Source organism: Streptomyces sp. NPDC048604 (assembly GCF_043199435.1).
In the GTDB taxonomy this organism is placed as follows: Bacteria; Actinomycetota; Actinomycetes; order Streptomycetales; family Streptomycetaceae; genus Streptomyces.
The window spans coordinates 112102-128351 of sequence record NZ_JBICVX010000006.1; the positions used below are offsets into that span (position 1 = coordinate 112102).

At 72.8% G+C, this 16250-nt stretch carries 12 protein-coding genes; 3 read left to right on the forward strand and 9 right to left on the reverse strand.

Annotated elements, in window-relative coordinates; translation table 11 throughout:
* Window positions 1-14: 14 nt before the first annotated feature.
* The 4 genes from ACGFMM_RS14555 to ACGFMM_RS14570 form a co-directional block, all read right to left on the reverse strand.
* Window positions 15-2081 carry a protein kinase gene (locus ACGFMM_RS14555; RefSeq protein ID WP_393646486.1) on the reverse strand — a complete coding sequence of 689 codons (2067 nt, stop codon included), beginning with the start codon at window positions 2079-2081 and terminating at the stop codon, window positions 15-17.
* A 79-nt stretch (window positions 2082-2160) separates the two neighbouring features.
* Complete coding sequence (locus tag ACGFMM_RS14560; RefSeq protein ID WP_393646488.1) at window positions 2161-3786, reverse strand: ABC-F family ATP-binding cassette domain-containing protein; 1626 nt, start codon at window positions 3784-3786, stop codon at window positions 2161-2163.
* 258 nt (window positions 3787-4044) lie between these two features.
* On the reverse strand, window positions 4045-4788 hold the full coding sequence (locus tag ACGFMM_RS14565) for a class E sortase (protein WP_393646489.1): 744 nt from the start codon (window positions 4786-4788) through the stop codon (window positions 4045-4047).
* Between the two features lie 70 nt (window positions 4789-4858).
* Window positions 4859-6109, reverse strand: a complete 1251-nt coding sequence (locus ACGFMM_RS14570) for an FAD-dependent monooxygenase (protein WP_393646491.1) — start codon at window positions 6107-6109, stop codon at window positions 4859-4861.
* A gap of 102 nt (window positions 6110-6211) precedes the next feature.
* Between ACGFMM_RS14570 and ACGFMM_RS14575 the strand changes: the two genes are divergently transcribed.
* Window positions 6212-6961: a TetR/AcrR family transcriptional regulator gene (locus ACGFMM_RS14575; RefSeq protein WP_393646493.1), complete on the forward strand. Its 750-nt coding sequence runs from the start codon at window positions 6212-6214 to the stop codon at window positions 6959-6961.
* 7 nt (window positions 6962-6968) lie between these two features.
* Here the strand turns inward: ACGFMM_RS14575 and ACGFMM_RS14580 are convergent, their stop codons facing one another.
* Window positions 6969-8315, reverse strand: coding sequence for a YhgE/Pip domain-containing protein (locus ACGFMM_RS14580; RefSeq protein WP_393646495.1), 1347 nt, complete (start codon window positions 8313-8315; stop codon window positions 6969-6971).
* A 51-nt stretch (window positions 8316-8366) separates the two neighbouring features.
* Here ACGFMM_RS14580 and ACGFMM_RS14585 point away from each other — a divergent pair, with 51 nt between their 5' ends.
* Together ACGFMM_RS14585 and ACGFMM_RS14590 are read left to right on the forward strand one after the other, a co-directional pair.
* A complete protein-coding gene (locus ACGFMM_RS14585) occupies window positions 8367-8579 on the forward strand; it encodes a hypothetical protein (RefSeq protein ID WP_393646497.1) in 213 nt (70 codons plus the stop codon).
* Between the two features lie 150 nt (window positions 8580-8729).
* Window positions 8730-11267 (forward strand): ATP-dependent Clp protease ATP-binding subunit, encoded by a 2538-nt coding sequence (locus tag ACGFMM_RS14590; protein ID WP_393646499.1) that lies wholly within the window; start codon window positions 8730-8732, stop codon window positions 11265-11267.
* Window positions 11268-11552: 285 nt separating this feature from the next.
* Here the strand turns inward: ACGFMM_RS14590 and ACGFMM_RS14595 are convergent, their stop codons facing one another.
* The 4 genes from ACGFMM_RS14595 to ACGFMM_RS14610 form a co-directional block, all read right to left on the reverse strand.
* Window positions 11553-12470: a LysR family transcriptional regulator gene (locus ACGFMM_RS14595; RefSeq protein ID WP_393646944.1), complete on the reverse strand. Its 918-nt coding sequence runs from the start codon at window positions 12468-12470 to the stop codon at window positions 11553-11555.
* A gap of 1 nt (window position 12471) precedes the next feature.
* The gene (gene fdhD / locus ACGFMM_RS14600) at window positions 12472-13344 is read right to left on the reverse strand and encodes a formate dehydrogenase accessory sulfurtransferase FdhD (protein WP_393646501.1); all 873 of its coding nucleotides are present in this window, start codon (window positions 13342-13344) and stop codon (window positions 12472-12474) included.
* A gap of 52 nt (window positions 13345-13396) precedes the next feature.
* Window positions 13397-13732, reverse strand: a complete 336-nt coding sequence (locus tag ACGFMM_RS14605; RefSeq protein WP_393646503.1) for a hypothetical protein — start codon at window positions 13730-13732, stop codon at window positions 13397-13399.
* Window positions 13733-13795: 63 nt separating this feature from the next.
* Window positions 13796-16090, reverse strand: coding sequence for an FdhF/YdeP family oxidoreductase (locus ACGFMM_RS14610; RefSeq protein WP_393646505.1), 2295 nt, complete (start codon window positions 16088-16090; stop codon window positions 13796-13798).
* Between the last annotated feature and the right edge of the window lie 160 nt (window positions 16091-16250).

Here is a 16250-nt window from a genome sequence, read left to right on the forward strand (position 1 = left end):
GGTAGGCGTGCGCCCTAACGCCACCAACTGCGCCCCTCACGGGACTTGTTGGGGAGCCGCTCCCGGTTCCAGTCCCGTTCCCGCAGTGCGCCCTGGACGTCCGTGTGGTCCGCGCCGCGCGCCCGGATGTAGGCGTCCATGAACGAGTCGTACTCGCGGACCGCCTCCTCGTGCCGGCCGGTCTGGCCGAGGTTCCACGCGAGGTCGTGGCGTACGGCCAGCGTCTCGGCGTGCCCCGCTCCCTTCACCCGGGCGAAGTCCGGCACGGCGGCGGCGAGGAGCCGCGCCGCCTCGGCGTGCCGGCCCGACCTGCCGAGGTTCCAGCCGTGGTCGTGGCGGGCGGCGAGACTGTCCGTGTGGTCCGGTCCGCGCATCTGGATGTACGCGTCGATGAAGCCCCCGTACTCCGTGGCCGCCTCCGCGTGCCGCCCCGCCTTGCCGAGGTTCCAGGCGTAGTCGTGCCGGGCGATCAGGCCCTTGGGGTGCTCCGGCCCGCGCACACGCAGGAAGTCCTCGATGAAGTCGTCGTACTCGCGCGCCGCTTCGGCGTTCCGCCCCGCCTTGCCCAGGTTCCAGGCGTAGTCGGGGCGGGCGGACAGCACGTCCTCGTGCTCCCGTCCGCGCACCCGGATGTAGGCGCCCATGAAGGCGTCGTACCGCCGGGCCGCCTCCTCGTGCCGGCCGGTCTGGCCCAGGCTCCAGGCGTGGTCGTGCCGGGCGGCCAGCGTGTCGGGGTGCTCCGCGCCCTTGACCCGGATCATGTCCGGCAGGACGTCGTCGAGCAGCAGCAGCGCCTCCGCGTGCCGTTCGGCCTTGCTGAGGTTCCAGCCGCGGTCGTAACGGGCGGCCAGCGTGTCGCTGTTGTCCGCGCCGCAGACGCGCACGTACGCGTCGATGAACTCGCCGTACTGGCGGGCCGCCTCCGCGTGCCGGCCGGCCTTGCCGAGGTTCCACGTCAGGTGGTGCCGGGCGGTGAGCGTGGTCGCGTGCTCCGCGCCTCTGAGACGGGTGAGGTCCCGGACGGACCGGTTGAGCAGCGGCACCGCCTCCGCGTGCTTGCCGGACTTCCCGAGCGTCCAGGCGTGCTGGTACTGGGCGTCGACCGTGTCCGCGTGCGCGGAGCCGAGCGTCTCCTCGCGGCGCCGGGCGAGCTCGGCGTACGCCGCGGCCGCCTCGCTCCACCGCTCGCCCGCGGTCGCGGCCCGCCCGCGGGCCTCGAGGCCGGCCGGGTCGGCGGAGGAGGGGCCGGGCTCCGGCCGCGGCCGGCCGCCCGGGGCGAGGCAGGTGCGCAGCCGGTCCCGCAGCTCCCCGGCCGAGGCGGGCCGCTGGTCCGGGTTCTTGGCCAGCAGGTCCATCACCAGCCGGTCCAGGGCGGCGGGCAGGTCCGGGCGGTGCGTGCTCGGCGGCTCCGGCTCCTCGCTGATGTGGGCGTACACCTGTGCGTGGTAGTCCAGGACCGAGAACGGGGTCCGCCCGGTGAGGAGTTCGTACAGCACACAGCCGAGCGAGTACAGGTCGGACCGGCCGTCGCCGGTCTTCCCCTTCAGCCGCTCCGGCGGCATGTACGCGGGTGTGCCGATCACGCGGCTGGCCATGGTGACCGTGGACAGGTAGCGGGCGATGCCGAAGTCGAGGATCTTCACCGAGCCCGACCGGGTCACCATCAGGTTGTCGGGCTTCAGGTCCCGGTGCACCACGCCCGCCGTGTGCGTCGCGGCCAGCGCGTCCGCCACCTGCGCGGTCCAGTCGACCGCCTCCGCCGGCTCGCGCGGTCCGTCCTGCCGGAGTACGGAGCGCAGGTCCCGGCCCGAGACCAGCTCCATCACCAGGAAGACCGAGCCGTCCTCCTCCTGCCCCAGGTCGTAGACCGTCACCACGCCCGGGTGCGAGAGCCCGCCCGCGGTGCGGGCCTCGCGGAAGAACAGTTCGAGCATGTCCGGCGAGGACGCGTGGTCGTGAATGACCTTCACCGCCACCTGACGCTGCAGGCGCCGGTCGTCGGCGGCCCAGACCTCGCCCATCCCGCCTCTGCCCAGCAACTGCCGGAGTTCGTACCGCTGAGCCAGGACCCGACCCGCCACCAAGACCCCCTGTAGTCGTTCCGCGGTGCACAGCCTACGGAGAGGAGGCGGTCCCGCTCCAGCCGATCTCCGGGACCGGTCAGCTCTCCCGCAGCCCGCCGTCGCACAGTTCGAGCCGGCGGGTCGCCGAGATCCCGGCCAGGAAGCGCTCGTCGTGGCTCACCACGACGCACGCGCCCCGGTAGGCGGCGAGTGCGCTCTCCAACTGCCCGACGCTCACCAGGTCCAGATTGTTCGTCGGCTCGTCGAGGAGCAACAGCCGGGGCGCGGGCTCCGCGTGCAGGACACAGGCCAGGGTGGCGCGCAGCAGCTCGCCGCCGGACAGCAGACCGGCCCGGACGTGCGCCCGGGCACCGCGGAACAGGTAGCGGGCGAGGAGGTTCAGCCGGTCCGCCTCCGGTGTCTCCGGGGCGGCCATCGCCAAATTCTGAGCCACCGTCAGCTCGCGGTCGAGCAGATCCAGACGCTGCGTCAGATGGACCACCCGACCCTCGGCCCGCCGGATCTCGCCGCGGTCCGGCTCCAGCTCCCCGCCGACGAGACGCAGCAGCGTCGACTTGCCCACCCCGTTCGCACCGGTCAGCGCGATGCGCTCGGGCCCCCGGACGACCAGGTCCACCCCCGCGAACAGCTCCCGGCCGCCGCGCGAGGCGGCCAGGCCCGTACCACTGAACAGCGTGCGGCCGGCCGGGACCTCGGTGTCCGGCAGCTCCAGAACGAGCCGGCGGTCGTCCCGGACCGCCCGCCCGGCCTCGTCGAGCCGGGCCCGCGCCCCGTCGACCCGCGACGCGTGCATCCGGCCGGACCGGCCGGCCGCCTCCTGCGCGCCGCGCTTCATCGTGCCGGCGAAGATCCGGGGCAGCCCGGCGTCCTTGAGGTTCCGGGCCGCGTTCCCGGCGCGGCGCTCGGCCCGCTCCCGGGACAGCCGGAGCGCCCGCTGCTCGCGCCTCAGCTCCTGCTCGGCGGCGCGGACGTCCCGCTCGGCGGCCTCCCGGCCGATCCGCAGGGACTCCTCGTACGCAGTGAAGTTCCCGCCGTGCAGCCGCAGTTCACCGCGGTCCAGCTCGGCGATGCGGTCCATCCGGTCGAGCAGCTCCCGGTCGTGGCTGACGACGAGCAGACAGCCCTGCCAGTCCGTCAGGACGTCGTGGAGCCGCTGCCGCATGCGCCGGTCGAGGTTGTTGGTGGGCTCGTCGAGCAGCAGTACGTCGGGGCGCTTCAGCAGCTGCCCGGCGAGACCGAGGGCGACGATCTGACCGCCGCTGAGCGTGCCGGTCCCGCGGTCCAGGGCGACATCGCCGAGGCCCAGCCGGTCCAGTTCGGCGCGGCTGCGTTCCTCGACGTCCCAGTCGTCGCCGATGGCGTCGAAGTGGCGCGCGTCGGCGTCGCCGGACTCGATGGCGTCGATCGCGCGCACGACGGGGGCGATGCCGAGGACGTCGGCGACGGTCGGCGCGGAATCGGCGGCGGCGATCGGCAGGTCCTGGGGGAGATGGCCGAGGACGCCGGACACGGTGACCGCGCCGGCGGACGGCCGCAGTCGCCCGGCGATCAGCCGGAGGAGGGTGCTCTTGCCGGCGCCGTTGGGTGCGACGAGGCCGGTGCGGCCGGGACCGACGCTGAACGACAGGTCGGTGAAGACCGGGGTGTCGTCCGGCCAGGCGAAGGACAGGTGGGAACAGGTGACGCCGGAGTGCTGAGACATGGTGGAAGACCTCGGGTGCGTCGCAGGGCGCGCCGTGCACGGCTCAGCCGGGGCGCGCGGCACTGCGGAGGGCGGGAAACGGGCAGAGAGGGACTGGCCACCCACGGCAGCGCGTCTTTCACGCGCCGGCCGGTGGCCTGCACCGCGGGGCTCACCCCGAGATGTCTACGTCACCTGCCACGTTTCGGTCTCCTCGGTCTCGGACACGTCATGCCGACCGTACGCCACGCCTGCCGCGGACGCCTCCGGTTTTCGCCGCTACCCGGCCGCCGGCCTCGTCGCCTTGAGCACGCCGATCTTGTCGATGCGGTGCTCCGGGTTGTTGTTCGCGTCGCGCCAGAAGTTGCCCTCGGCGTTGTCCTCGGGGGTGGCGCAGGTGGAGAGCGTGATCATGGCCTTGGTCGGCTTCTCGCCCGGCTCGCCCGGGACCGCCGCGCGCTGGGCGGCCAGGGAGGCGGCGGAGCGGAAGGACGTCTCGCGGGTGGCCGTGATCTCGTACTCGTAGACGGTGTCGCCCGCGGTGACCAGGACGGAGTCGCCCACCTCGACGTCGGGAAGCTCGCGCAGGGGGCCGCCCGCGGAGAGGCGGTGAGCGGTGACCAGGTAGTTCCCGATGTCGCCGGGACCCACTCCGCCCCGCTCCCCGTACGGGCTGGCGGCCACGCCGCGGTCCTGGATGCGGGTGCCGGGGCGGTCGTCGGTGGTCCCCTCGTACGGGACGACCCGCAGGTCCTGGACCCCGATCGACGGTATGTCCAGCTCGGCGGCGCGCGGCCGCACGGTGGGAGAGGGCTCCGGCGTCGGTTCCGGCGAGGGGGCCGCGACCGGGGGAGCGGAGACCGGCGGCGCCGCGGACGCGGGCGCGGAGCTCGGCGGGGCCGAGGCGGCCGGGTTCTTCGAGGTGTCCACGGCCTGCCCGGCGTCGCCCGCGCCGGCGCACCCGACGACGAGGCCCGTGGCCAGCGCGGCGAGAGCGAGGGAGGCAGTGCGTGTACGGTGCATGGTCTTCCAGGATGCGCCGAAAACCGCCGGCTGAAAACCCCTGGCTGAAAGGCGCGGCCTCAGGGACGCCTCACACCCCGCCCGCACCCGCCTGCACCGGCCGGAGGTCCGTGCCGTAGTCGGGGAGCGGGACCGTGCTCACCTTCTGGCCCTCCTTGAGCATCAGGTTCATCAGGGTGCGACGTTTCAGCAGGCCGTTGCGGAGCCGGAGCCCGGCCCGCGTGGCGGGGGCGAGGAACATGCCCGTACGGTCGCCGCCCTTCTGGCAGTTCTCCGCGTAGCCGCGCAGCAGGCCCTCGTACCGGGCGAACGCCGTACGGTGGTCCCCGCCGGCCCGCCCCAGCTCCCCGGCCAGCACATACGCGGCGACCACTCCGGTGCCGGTGCCCATGCCGCCGATCGTCGCGCCGCAGGCCGCGTCCCCGACGAGGGCGACCCGCCCGGCCGACCAGGAGGGCACGTCGGCCCGGCTGATCGAGTCGAAGTACAGCTCGGGCGCCTGCCGCAGCGAGTCGAGCAGCCGGGGCACCTCCCAGCCCAGCCCCGCGAACGCCTCGGCGATCAGGGTCTTCTGCCGCTCGACGTCGTGCCGGTCGTACGCCAGCGGGGGCGAGGCGAAGACGAAGAAGGCGCCCGCCCTCGTCGGGTCCCGGTGGTCGGCGCCCACGCTCGCGAGCCGCCCCGGGGCGTTGAGGCCCACCGAGCCCGCGGCGACGCCCAGGTGGTTGGGGAGGGTCCAGGTCGCGGCGTAGTGGCCGAGGTGACTGACGTAGTCCTCCTCGGGCCCGAAGGCGAGCCGGCGCACCTGGGAGTGCAGTCCGTCCGCGCCGATGACCAGGTCGAACGTGCGCGGCGGGCCGTGCCGGAAGGTGACGTGCACGGCGTCGGCGGTCTGGTCGAGGCCGGTGACCGAGTCCCCGAAGACGTACTCGGTCCAGGGGAGGCTGTGGTCGTGGAAAACCCGGGACAGGTCCCCGCGCAGAACCTCGACCTCGCCGCCGGCGAACTCGGCCGGCAGGTGCAGCAGCGTCCTGCCGCGCTCGTCGACGAAGCGCATCGGGCTGCCGCCGGTCTGGATGCGGCGCAGTTCGTCGAGCACGCCCATGCGCTTCAGCACGGTCAGATGCGTCTCGCCGCGGAAGTCGACCGCCTGGCCGCCCTGGCGCAGGCCGGGGGCGACCTCGACCACGGTGGGCCGGAAGCCGTACCGGCCGAGCCAGTAGGCGAGCGCCGGCCCGGCGATTCCGGCACCGGAGATCAGGACGCGCCGAGCGCTCCGAGTGTTCTGGGCATTCTGAGTGTTCTGGGTATTTCCGGACATGCTGCCACCCCTCGTGAAACTGTGTCCATCGGACGCTGTTTTCTTCTGTGTACGGTAGACACAGTTACGGGTGCCTGGCAAGGGCGGACGAGGGAGCGAGACGTGGGCGACGGGAATCCCGGCACCGATCCGGGCGCGGCCGTACGGCTCCTCTGGGAGCCGCAGCCGCAGCCCGCGCGCGGGCCGAAACGGGCGCTGAGCCTGGAGCGCATCGCGCAGGCGGGCATCGAGATCGCCGAGGCCGAAGGACTCGCCGCGCTGTCCATGCAGCGCGTCGCCGGGCTCGTCGGCGTCACCAAGATGGCGCTCTACCGCTACGTCCCGGGCAAGGCCGAACTCGTCGCCCTCATGGTGGAGGCGGCCCTGGGCGAGGGCCCGCCCCCGCAGGACGTGCACACCGGCTGGCGGGACCGGCTCGGCGACTGGGCCCGCGCCATGGGCGGCGTCTTCGGGCGGCACCCGTGGCTCCTCGACGCCACCGTCGGACCCCGCGTCCTCGGCCCTCATGAGCTGGCCTGGATGGAACAGGCCCTCACCGCCCTCGACGGCACCGGACTCACCGGCGCGGAGCGGATGGACGCGGTGGTCCTGCTCGCCGGCCATGTGCGCGGCATCGTCCAGCAGGAACGCGCCACGGGCGGGACCGCCGGGCCGGAGGCCCAGTTCGACGAGCAGCTCGGGCTGGTGATGCGGGCGCACGGTGAGCGCTACCCCGCGCTCTGCGCCGCCCTCGCCTCGGTCGCGGCGGAGGGCGGACAGGACCAGGCCCTGGAGTTCGGCCTGGCCCGCATCCTGGACGGCCTCGGCCTGCTCGTCGCCGAGCGGTCCGCCCCGGGCGCTCGGACAGGCTGAGCCGCGCTCACGCCGGCTGCGGCGTCAGCCGGTGCAAGCCCTTGCGGTCGTAGTAGCGGGTCATCGCGAAGCCGAAGACCAGCGCGGCGGCCGTGCCGACCGCGATCATGATCCAGCCGCGGGCGAGACCGGCATCGGCGCGCGCGTCGAAGTACAGGATGGACCGCACCCCGGAGGCGAGCTGGTGCATCGGCTCGAAGGTGCTGAGGAAGCGGAAGAAGCCCGGGGTGGCCTGCAGCGGCACCGTCGCCCCGGACGAGGGCAGCGCCAGGGCGATGAAGACGAACATGGACACCAGCTGCCCGATGCCCCCGAACGCCGCGTTGATCGCCTGGACGCCGAGCCCCACCGCGAGGATCGCGCAGTACGAGAACAGCCACAGCATCGGCAGGTGCGGGGCGTCCATGCCGAGGATCGTCACCGTCGCGACCATGACCAGCGTCGCCGCGAGCACCGAGACACCGGCCGTCATCACCATCTTCAGGACGAGCGTCTGGGTGCGGCTGATCGGCACCGTCGGCCGGCGCGTGTGCCAGGGGCCGAGCTCGCTGTCCATGTAACCGAGCGAGGTGTCGACGCCCGTGCTGATGAGGTTGCCGCCGATGAACCCGCCGAGCACCAGCAGGAGCGCGTAGTAGAACGCCGAGAGCCCGAGGCCGCTGTGGTCCCCGATCGGATGCCCCACCTGCTGCGCCACCGACACGGGGTCGGACAGGAGCAGCCGGGTCCTCGGGTCGGCGGCGCGGTCGGCCGCCGTGAGCTGTCGGCCGATGTCCAGGGACGCCTGGCGAGCCGCCTTCGTGTTGATCTGCGCCGCCATGCCGGAACCCAGGCTGCCGACGCCCGGGTTGGTGAGCACCTGGATCGTCGGCCGGGTGTCCGCCTGCTCGGTGGTCAGGGCCGCGACGGAGGCGGTGAAGTCCGCGGGGACCACCAGCGCGCCGTACACCTTGCCGGCGGCCAGCGCGTCCGCGAGCCCGGCGCGGTCGAGCCGGCGCCAGTCGACGGTGTCCTCCGTGGCCTTGGAGGCGGCGACGGCGTCGGTGATCTGCTTCCCGAGGTCCTCCCGCTGCCCGGGCAGCGGACGGCCCTCGTCCTCGTCGACGAGCGCGATCGGCAGCCGGCTCAGGCTGTCCGTCGGATTCACGATGCCGCCCATGTAGAGCAGCGACAGCAGCAGCGTGACCAGGGCGGTCAGCACCGTCGGGAGGACCCACAGCGCGGGGCGCCGGAGCAGCGCCGCGGCGCGGGCCTGCGGCCGGTCTGCAGTCGGTTCGCCGGAGGGCTGCGCGCCGTCGGTCTGTTCGCCGGACGGCTGTGGATCGGGGGACTGCGGGGGCGTCGCGGAGCTCATCCGGCCATCGTCGGCGGCCGCTTCGTCCAGGCGGGCGGAACACGCCGGGCCGTGCGAAGCTCGGCGCATGAATCCGGCAGACTTGGACGTTCCGGCACAGACGACCGGGACCGGCGGCTCCACGCTGTACTTGCCCACGTCGAGTCCTACGGCGTCGTCGGCACCCCCGTCGCCTGGTACGACGACGACGTCGTCCAGGTCCTCCAGCCGGACGACGGCCCCGCGGTCACTCCACAGGACTTCCTGCCCCAGCTGACCGGCTGAGAGACCGCCCGGCGCGGTCGGGGGAACCCGGTGAAACCCGATGGGAATCCGGCGGGAATCCGGTGGGAATCCGGCGGGCCGCACCGTTTGCGGAGCGCCGAGCCTCGGGTTTCAGTGGTGAGGACCCCACTCGCTCGTCAGGAGCTCGGCATGTCGATGGCTTTCGGTTCCTCCTTCGGTTCGTCAGACCCCTTCGCCGACCTGCTCAACAGGTTCTTCGGCATGTCTCCCGCCTCCTCGCCGCCGGCGGTGCAGCGCGTTCCGATCGGCCGGCTGCTGACCGAGTCCTCGCACGAACTCATCAACCTGGCCACGCAGAAGGCGGTCCAGGACGGCACCACCGACCTCGACACCCAGCACCTGCTGTGGGCCGCCACCCAGGTCGAGCCGTCCCGCGGACTGCTGGCCCGGGCCGGGGTCGACCCGGAGACCCTCGGCAGCCAGATCGCCCAGGTGCTGCCGAAGGAGTCCGGCGAGCCCTCCGCCGAACCCGGCCTCACCCCGGCCGCCAAGCGCACCCTCGCCGCCGCCTACGCCAACTCCCAGGCCACAGGCGTCTCCTACATCGGCCCCGAGCACATCCTCGGCGCCCTCCTGCAGGACCCCGACTCCGGCGCCACCCGCCTCCTGCGCGCCGAGGACACGGACGTGCGGAAGCTGCGCGGCCTCGCCGACCAGGCGGCCCGCTCCGAAGGAACGCCCGCCGCCGTCAAGCCGCAGCAGCCCGCCACCACCCTGGACGAGTTCGGCCGAGACCTCACCGAGGAGGCCAAGGCCGGCAGGCTCGACCCGGTGGTGGGACGCGCCGAGGAGATCGAGCAGACCGTCGAGATCCTCTCCCGCCGCTCCAAGAACAACCCCGTGCTCATCGGCGAACCCGGCGTCGGCAAGACCGCCATCGTCGAGGGCCTCGCCCAGCGCATCGTCGCCGGCGAGGTGCCCGAGACCCTGAAGGACAAGCGGGTCGTCTCCCTGGACATGTCCGGGATGGTGGCCGGGGCCCAGTACCGCGGCCAGTTCGAGGAACGACTCAAGAAGGTCATCGAGGACGTTCAGCAGGCCGAGGGCGAGATCATCCTCTTCATCGACGAACTCCACACCGTGGTCGGCGCCGGGGCGACCGGCGAGGGCGCCATGGACGCCGGCAACATGCTCAAGCCCGCCCTCGCCCGCGGCGAGCTGCACGTCGTCGGCGCGACCACCATCGACGAGTACCGCAAGCACGTCGAGAAGGACGCCGCCCTCGAACGCCGCTTCCAGCCCGTCCTGATCCCCGAGCCCACCGTCGAGGAGACGGTCCAGATCCTCGAGGGGCTCCGCGACGCCTACGAGGCCCACCACCAGGTCCGCTTCGCCGACGGCGCCCTCGCCGCCGCGGCCGAGCTGTCCGACCGCTACATCGGCGACCGCTTCCTGCCCGACAAGGCCATCGACCTGATGGACCAGGCCGGAGCGCGGGTACGGCTGCGCAGCGCCTCCCGCTCCACCGAGGTGATCAGCCGCGAGGACAAGCTCGCCAAGCTGCTCCGCGAGAAGGACCAGGCCGTCGCCGGCGAGCAGTTCGAGAAGGCGTCCGAGCTGAAGGCGCAGATCGCCGAGGTCGAGGCCGAGCTCGCCGGCATCGAGGAACGCCGCGAGGGCGTCGTCTCGGTGACCTCCGGCGACATCGCCGACATCGTCTCCCGCCGGACCGGCATCCCCGTCTCCCAGCTCACCGCCGGCGAGAAGGAACGGCTGCTGAAGCTGGAGGAGGAGATGCACGACCGGATCGTCGGCCAGGGCGAGGCCGTGACCGCCGTCTCCGAGGCCGTCCGCCGCAACCGCGCCGGCATGGGCGACCCCAACCGGCCCGTCGGCTCGTTCCTGTTCCTCGGGCCCACCGGCGTCGGCAAGACCGAACTCGCCAAGACCCTCGCCGAGCTGCTGTTCGGCCAGGAGGACCGGATGATCCGGTTCGACATGAGCGAGTTCCAGGAGAAGCACACCGTCGCCCGGCTGGTCGGGGCGCCGCCCGGATACGTCGGCTACGAGGAGGCCGGGCAGCTCACCGAGAAGGTCCGCCGCCACCCGTACAGCGTCGTGCTCTTCGACGAGGTCGAGAAGGCGCACCCGGACGTCTTCAACACGCTGCTGCAGATCCTCGACGACGGCCGGCTCACCGACGGCCAGGGCCGCACGGTCGACTTCCGGCACTGCGTCGTCATCATGACGTCCAATATCGGCGCGCACCGCATCCTCGCCCACGAGGGCGACGCGGCCGAGCTGAAGGACGAGCTGATGGAGGATCTGCGCGGCCGGTTCCTGCCCGAGTTCCTCAACCGGATCGACGACATCATCGTCTTCCACAGCCTCACCGAGGAGAACCTCTCGGAGATCGTCGGCCACCTCCTGGCCCGCAGCGAGCACCGCGTCCACGCCCAGGGCCTGAAGCTGGAGGTCACCGAGGCGGCGAAGAAGCTCCTCGTCGCCCACGGCTACCAGCCCGAGTTCGGCGCCCGGCCGCTGCGCCGCACCATCCAGACGGAGCTCGACAACCGCATCGCGTCGCTGCTCCTCGGCGGCGAGGCGAACCCCGGCGACACGATCGTCGCCGACGTGGTGGACGACTCGCTGCACTGCACCATCCGCAGGAACGAGTTCGGGGAGGGCGCGGCGGGCGAGGAACCGGCGACCCCGGCCGCCGCCTAGGACCCGGACGGTCCGTTCGACTGCCGCCGCCGGCCTGGCAGTCTCCACGCCCGGCGCGAAGGGGTCGCGGGTCGGACAGGCTCCTAGGGGTGTCTGACAATTCCCCGCGGCGTCGCGACGTCCGGCACGCACGCTCGCCGCGTTGCCGAAAAGGCCTAGTAGCTCCTTCCCCAAGCTCTCAGCTCCGTTCGAGCAGGGGAGACCCCATCCGAGGACTCTCCGGCGCCTTGCGATCGCACGCACCGGACGCCGCTCCTTGTTCCGCGGGGAATTGTCAGACACCCCCTAGTCCCCGGGAAGCCGCTGCAGGATCCCGGCGACATCCGTGCGGCGGGCGACCTCCACCAGGGCCCGCGCCATCACCGACTCCGGCTCCCGTGCCGCGACCACGAGCCCGACCGGCACCGTGCGGTCGGGCTCCGTCATGGGGAGCGCGCGCATGCCGTGCGGGACGCCGAAGACGTGCAGCCAGGTGTGCGGGACGACGCTCGCCCACCGGCCCGTCCGCGCATGGGCGAACAGCGCCGCGACGGAGTCCGTCTCGACCCGCGGCGAGGGCCGCACGCCCGCCTCGGCGAACAGCTCGTCGAGGACCCGGCGCCCCTGCATCGCCTCCGTCAGCAGGCACAGCGGAAGCCGCGAGACCTCCGCCCACGTCGCCGCCTCGCCCGGGGCCGGGCGGTCGGCCGCTTCGGTGAGCAGCACATACCGCTCCTGGTACAGCGGCACCGCCTGGAAGCCCTCCGGAAGGTCCTGGTGCAGATACGTGATTCCGGCGTCGAGCTCGAAGTCCCGCAGCTGCCGCAGGATGTCCCGCGACTGGAGATCGGCCCTCAGCTCCACGGTGACCAGCGGGTGCTCCGCGCAGAACGGCCCGGTCAGCTGGGCGACCGCGCCGGACGCGGTCGGCACGGCGCCGACCCGCAGCCGGCCGCTCAGCCCGCTGCGCAGCGCGCCGACCTCGGTCCGCAGGGCGTCCCGGTCGGCGAGGATCCGCTGTGCCCGCAGGACGATGCGCTCGCCCTCCGGGGTCAGTCCCTCGTACGTGCGGCCACGCCGGACCAGCGGTACGTCCAGCTCGTCCTCCAGCTTCCGGATGGCCTCGGACAGGGCCGGCTGGGAGACGTGGCAGGCCTGCGCGGCGCGCGCGAAATGGCGCTCCCGGGAGAGCGCCACCAGGTACTCGAGTTGACGGAACAGCACGTCACGGGAATACCCCACCGCCGGAGGGAACGCCAATCGACGCGTCCGGCGCGCCCTGGAGCCGCTCCGCCCCCGTGTACACGTTCATCGACGTACCGCGCAGGAAGCCGACCAGCGTCAGCCCGCTCTCCGCCGCCAGGTCCACCGCCAGCGACGACGGCGCGGACACGGCCGCGAGCACCGGGATCCCGGCCATCACCGCCTTCTGCACCAGTTCGAACGAGGCCCGGCCGCTGACGATCAGCACCGTGCCGCGCAGCGGCAGCAGCCCCTCCCGCAGGGCGTGCCCGACGACCTTGTCCACGGCGTTGTGCCGGCCGACGTCCTCACGCAGACAGAGCAGCTCGCCGTCGGCGGAGAACAGCCCGGCGGCGTGCAGTCCGCCGGTGGCGTCGAACACCCGCTGGGCCGCCCGCAGCCGGTCCGGAAGCATCGTCAGCACCTCCGGCCCGACGCGTACCGGATCCTGCGCGACCGACCACGCCGCCGTGGTGCGCACCGCGTCCAGACTGGCCTTCCCGCACAGTCCGCAGGACGAGGTCGTGTAGAAGTTCCGTTCGAGCGAGGCGTCGGGGGCCGCCACGCCCGGGGCGAGAACGACGTCGACCACGTTGTACGTGTTGCCCCCGTCGGAGGTCGCCCCGGCGCAGTACCGGATCCCGGCGACGTCGCGTGTCCGGTGCACCACGCCCTCGCTCACCAGGAACCCGGCCGCCAGGTCGAAGTCGTCGCCCGGCGTGCGCATGGTCACGGTCAGCGGCCGGCCGCCGACCCGGATCTCCATCGGCTCCTCGGCGGCCAGCGTGTCCGGGTGGTGGGCGGCCACCCCGTCGCGGATGCGCAGCACCCGCCGTCGTGCGGTCACTCGTCCCATGGTTCGCTCCTCTTCCCGGAGTTCCGTCCCCCGGAGTTCCGTTCCGGCGGTCTCACGGCAGGTCCCGGCGGCTGTAGCGCGCGGTGACGGCCAGGCTCAGCAGGCCCACGGCCGCCAGGCCCGCGAGCAGGGCCGGGTACGACGCGGCTCCCGCCGTGACGGCGAGCAGCAGCGGCGTGAGGAAACCGGTGCAGGTCGCGCCGTGGTAGACGGACGCCGCGGACGGCCGGTCCTTCGGCGCGGCCAGCCGCTCGATCTCACGCAGCCCCGAGGCCAGCGTCAGCCCGTACCCCGCCCCCAGCAGCGCCGCCGCGGCCAGGACGAGCCCCGCGGACTCGCCGTGCACGGCGTACGCGCTCAGCAGCAGCCCGCCGATCACCGCCGCCATCGCGGCCAGCGTCGCCCGGGAGCCAGCCGCGCCGCGAGCCGCGCCGCCGGGTGCGGTCCGCGCTCACGCGCCGGCGCGCGCGGGTTCGAGCCGGATCAGCACGCCCTTCGAGGTGGGGCAGTTGCTGACGTCGGCCACGCTGTCCAGCGGCACCAGGACGTTGGTCTCGGGGTAGTACGCCGCCGCCGAGCCCCGGCTCGCCGGGTACGCGACCACCCGGAAGCCCTCCGCGCGCCGCTCCCGGCCGTCGTGCCAGACGGTGACCAGGTCCACCAGGTCCCGGTCGGCGAGGCCGAGTTCGGCCAGGTCGTCCGGGTTGACCATGACGACCCGGCGGGCGTTGTGGATGCCGCGGTAGCGGTCGTTCGGCGCGTACCAGATCGTGTTCCACTGGTCGTGGCTGCGCAGCGTCTGCAGCAGCAGATGACCCTGCGGGATCTCGGGCATCGTGAAGTCGTTGCGGGTGAAGACGGCCTTGCCGCTCGGGGTCGGGAAGACGCCGTGGTTCACCGGGTTGGGCAGGGTGAAGCCGCCGGGCGCGGCCACCCGGGCGTTGAAGTCCTCGAAGCCGGGCACGACACGCGATATCCGGTCCCGGACCGTGGCGTAGTCGGCCTCGAACTCCTCCCAGGGGACGGCGGGTTCGTCGCCGAGGACGGCCCGCGCGAGCCGGGCCACGATGGCAACCTCGCTCAGCAGGTGCGGCGAGGCGGGCGGCAGCTTGCCCCGGGAGGCGTGCACCTCGCTCATGGAGTCCTCGACGGTGACGAACTGCTCGCCGGCCGCCTGCACGTCCCGGTCGCTGCGGCCCAGGGTGGGCAGGATCAGCGCGGTCTCGCCGCACACCGTGTGGGAGCGGTTGAGCTTGGTGGAGACGTGGGCGGTGAGCCGGCAGCGGCGCATCGCCTCCTCGGTGACGGCGCTGTCCGGGGTGGCGCGGACGAAGTTGCCGGCGACGCCCAGGAACACCTTGGCCCGGCCCTCGTGCATCGCCCGGATGCTGTCGACCGCGTCCAGGCCGTGGTGCGCCGGCGGGGTGAAGCCGAACTCGCGGCCCAGCGCGTCCAGGAACGACTGCGGCATCCGTTCCCAGACGCCCATCGTGCGGTCGCCCTGCACGTTGCTGTGCCCGCGCACGGGGCAGACCCCGGCGCCGGGCCGGCCGATGTTGCCGCGCGCCATCAGGAAGTTGACGACCTCGCGGATCGTGGGCACGCCGTGCTTGTGCTGGGTGAGTCCCATCGCCCAGCAGACGATGATCCGCTCGGCCTCGAGGACCCGCGCGAACAGCTCCTCGATCTCCGTGCGGGGCAGGCCGGTCGCCGTGAGCACGTCGTCCCAGGAGGTCTTGCGGGCGTGCTCGGCGAACTCCTCGAAGCCTGCGGTGTGTTCGCGGATGAAGTCGTGGTCGAGCACGGTGCCCGGGGCCGCGTCCTCCGCCTCCAGGAGCATCAGGTTCAGGGCCTGGAACAGGGCGAGGTCGCCGCCGGCCCGGATGTGCAGGAACTGGTCGGCGATCGCGGTGCCCCGGCCGAGGATGCCGCGCGCCTTCTGCGGGTGTTTGAAACGCATCAGCCCCGCCTCGGGCAGCGTGTTGACCGCCACCACATGCCCGCCGTTGCGCTTGGTCTCTTCCAGCGCGGAGAGCATCCGCGGATGGTTGGTGCCCGGGTTCTGCCCCACCACGAGGACCAGGTCGGAGCCGTGGATGTCGTCGAGGGAGACGCTGCCCTTGCCGATGCCCAGCGTCTGGTTGAGGGCGGCGCCACTGGACTCGTGGCACAGATTGGAGCAGTCCGGCAGGTTGTTGGTGCCGAAGGCGCGGGCGAACAGCTGGAGCAGGAACGCCGCCTCGTTGTTCAGCCGGCCCGAGACGTAGAACAGCGCCTCGTCCGGCGAGTCCAGCCGCTTCAGCTCGCCGGCGAGCAGGCCCAGGGCCTCGTCCCAGCCGATCGGCTCGTAATGCGTCGCGCCGGGCCGCTTCACCATGGGCTCGGTGAGCCGGCCCTGCTGGTTCAGCCAGTAGTCCGACTTGCCGTCCAGCTCGGCGATCGAGTGCTCCCGGAAGAACTCCCGGGTGACGCGGCGCGAGGTGGCCTCGTCGTTGATGTGCTTCGCGCCGTTCTCGCAGTACTCGTTCATGTGCCGCTTGCCCGGCGCGGGCTCGGGCCAGGCGCAGCCGGGGCAGTCGATGCCCTTCGGCTGGTTGATGGTGAGCAGCGTGAGCGCCGTGCGCCGCGGGGACGTCTGGCCCAGCGAGTACTCCAGTGCGTGCGTCACCGCCGGCAGCCCCGTCGCCCAGGTCTTGGGCGGGGTGACCCTCAGATCGTCGGTCGGGTCCTCGATGGCGCTGCTCATGTCCGTCTGCCTCTTTCCGAATTTCCGGATGACGCTGCCCCCAGCAGCTTCACGAGAGACGGATCGCATTGTCAAAGAGGGGGCTCCGATGACGAGATAGGCGGCTCCTATCAACCGTTGTCGGCACTGCCCGAGCAGGGCGGTTGCGCTATTCCCGAGG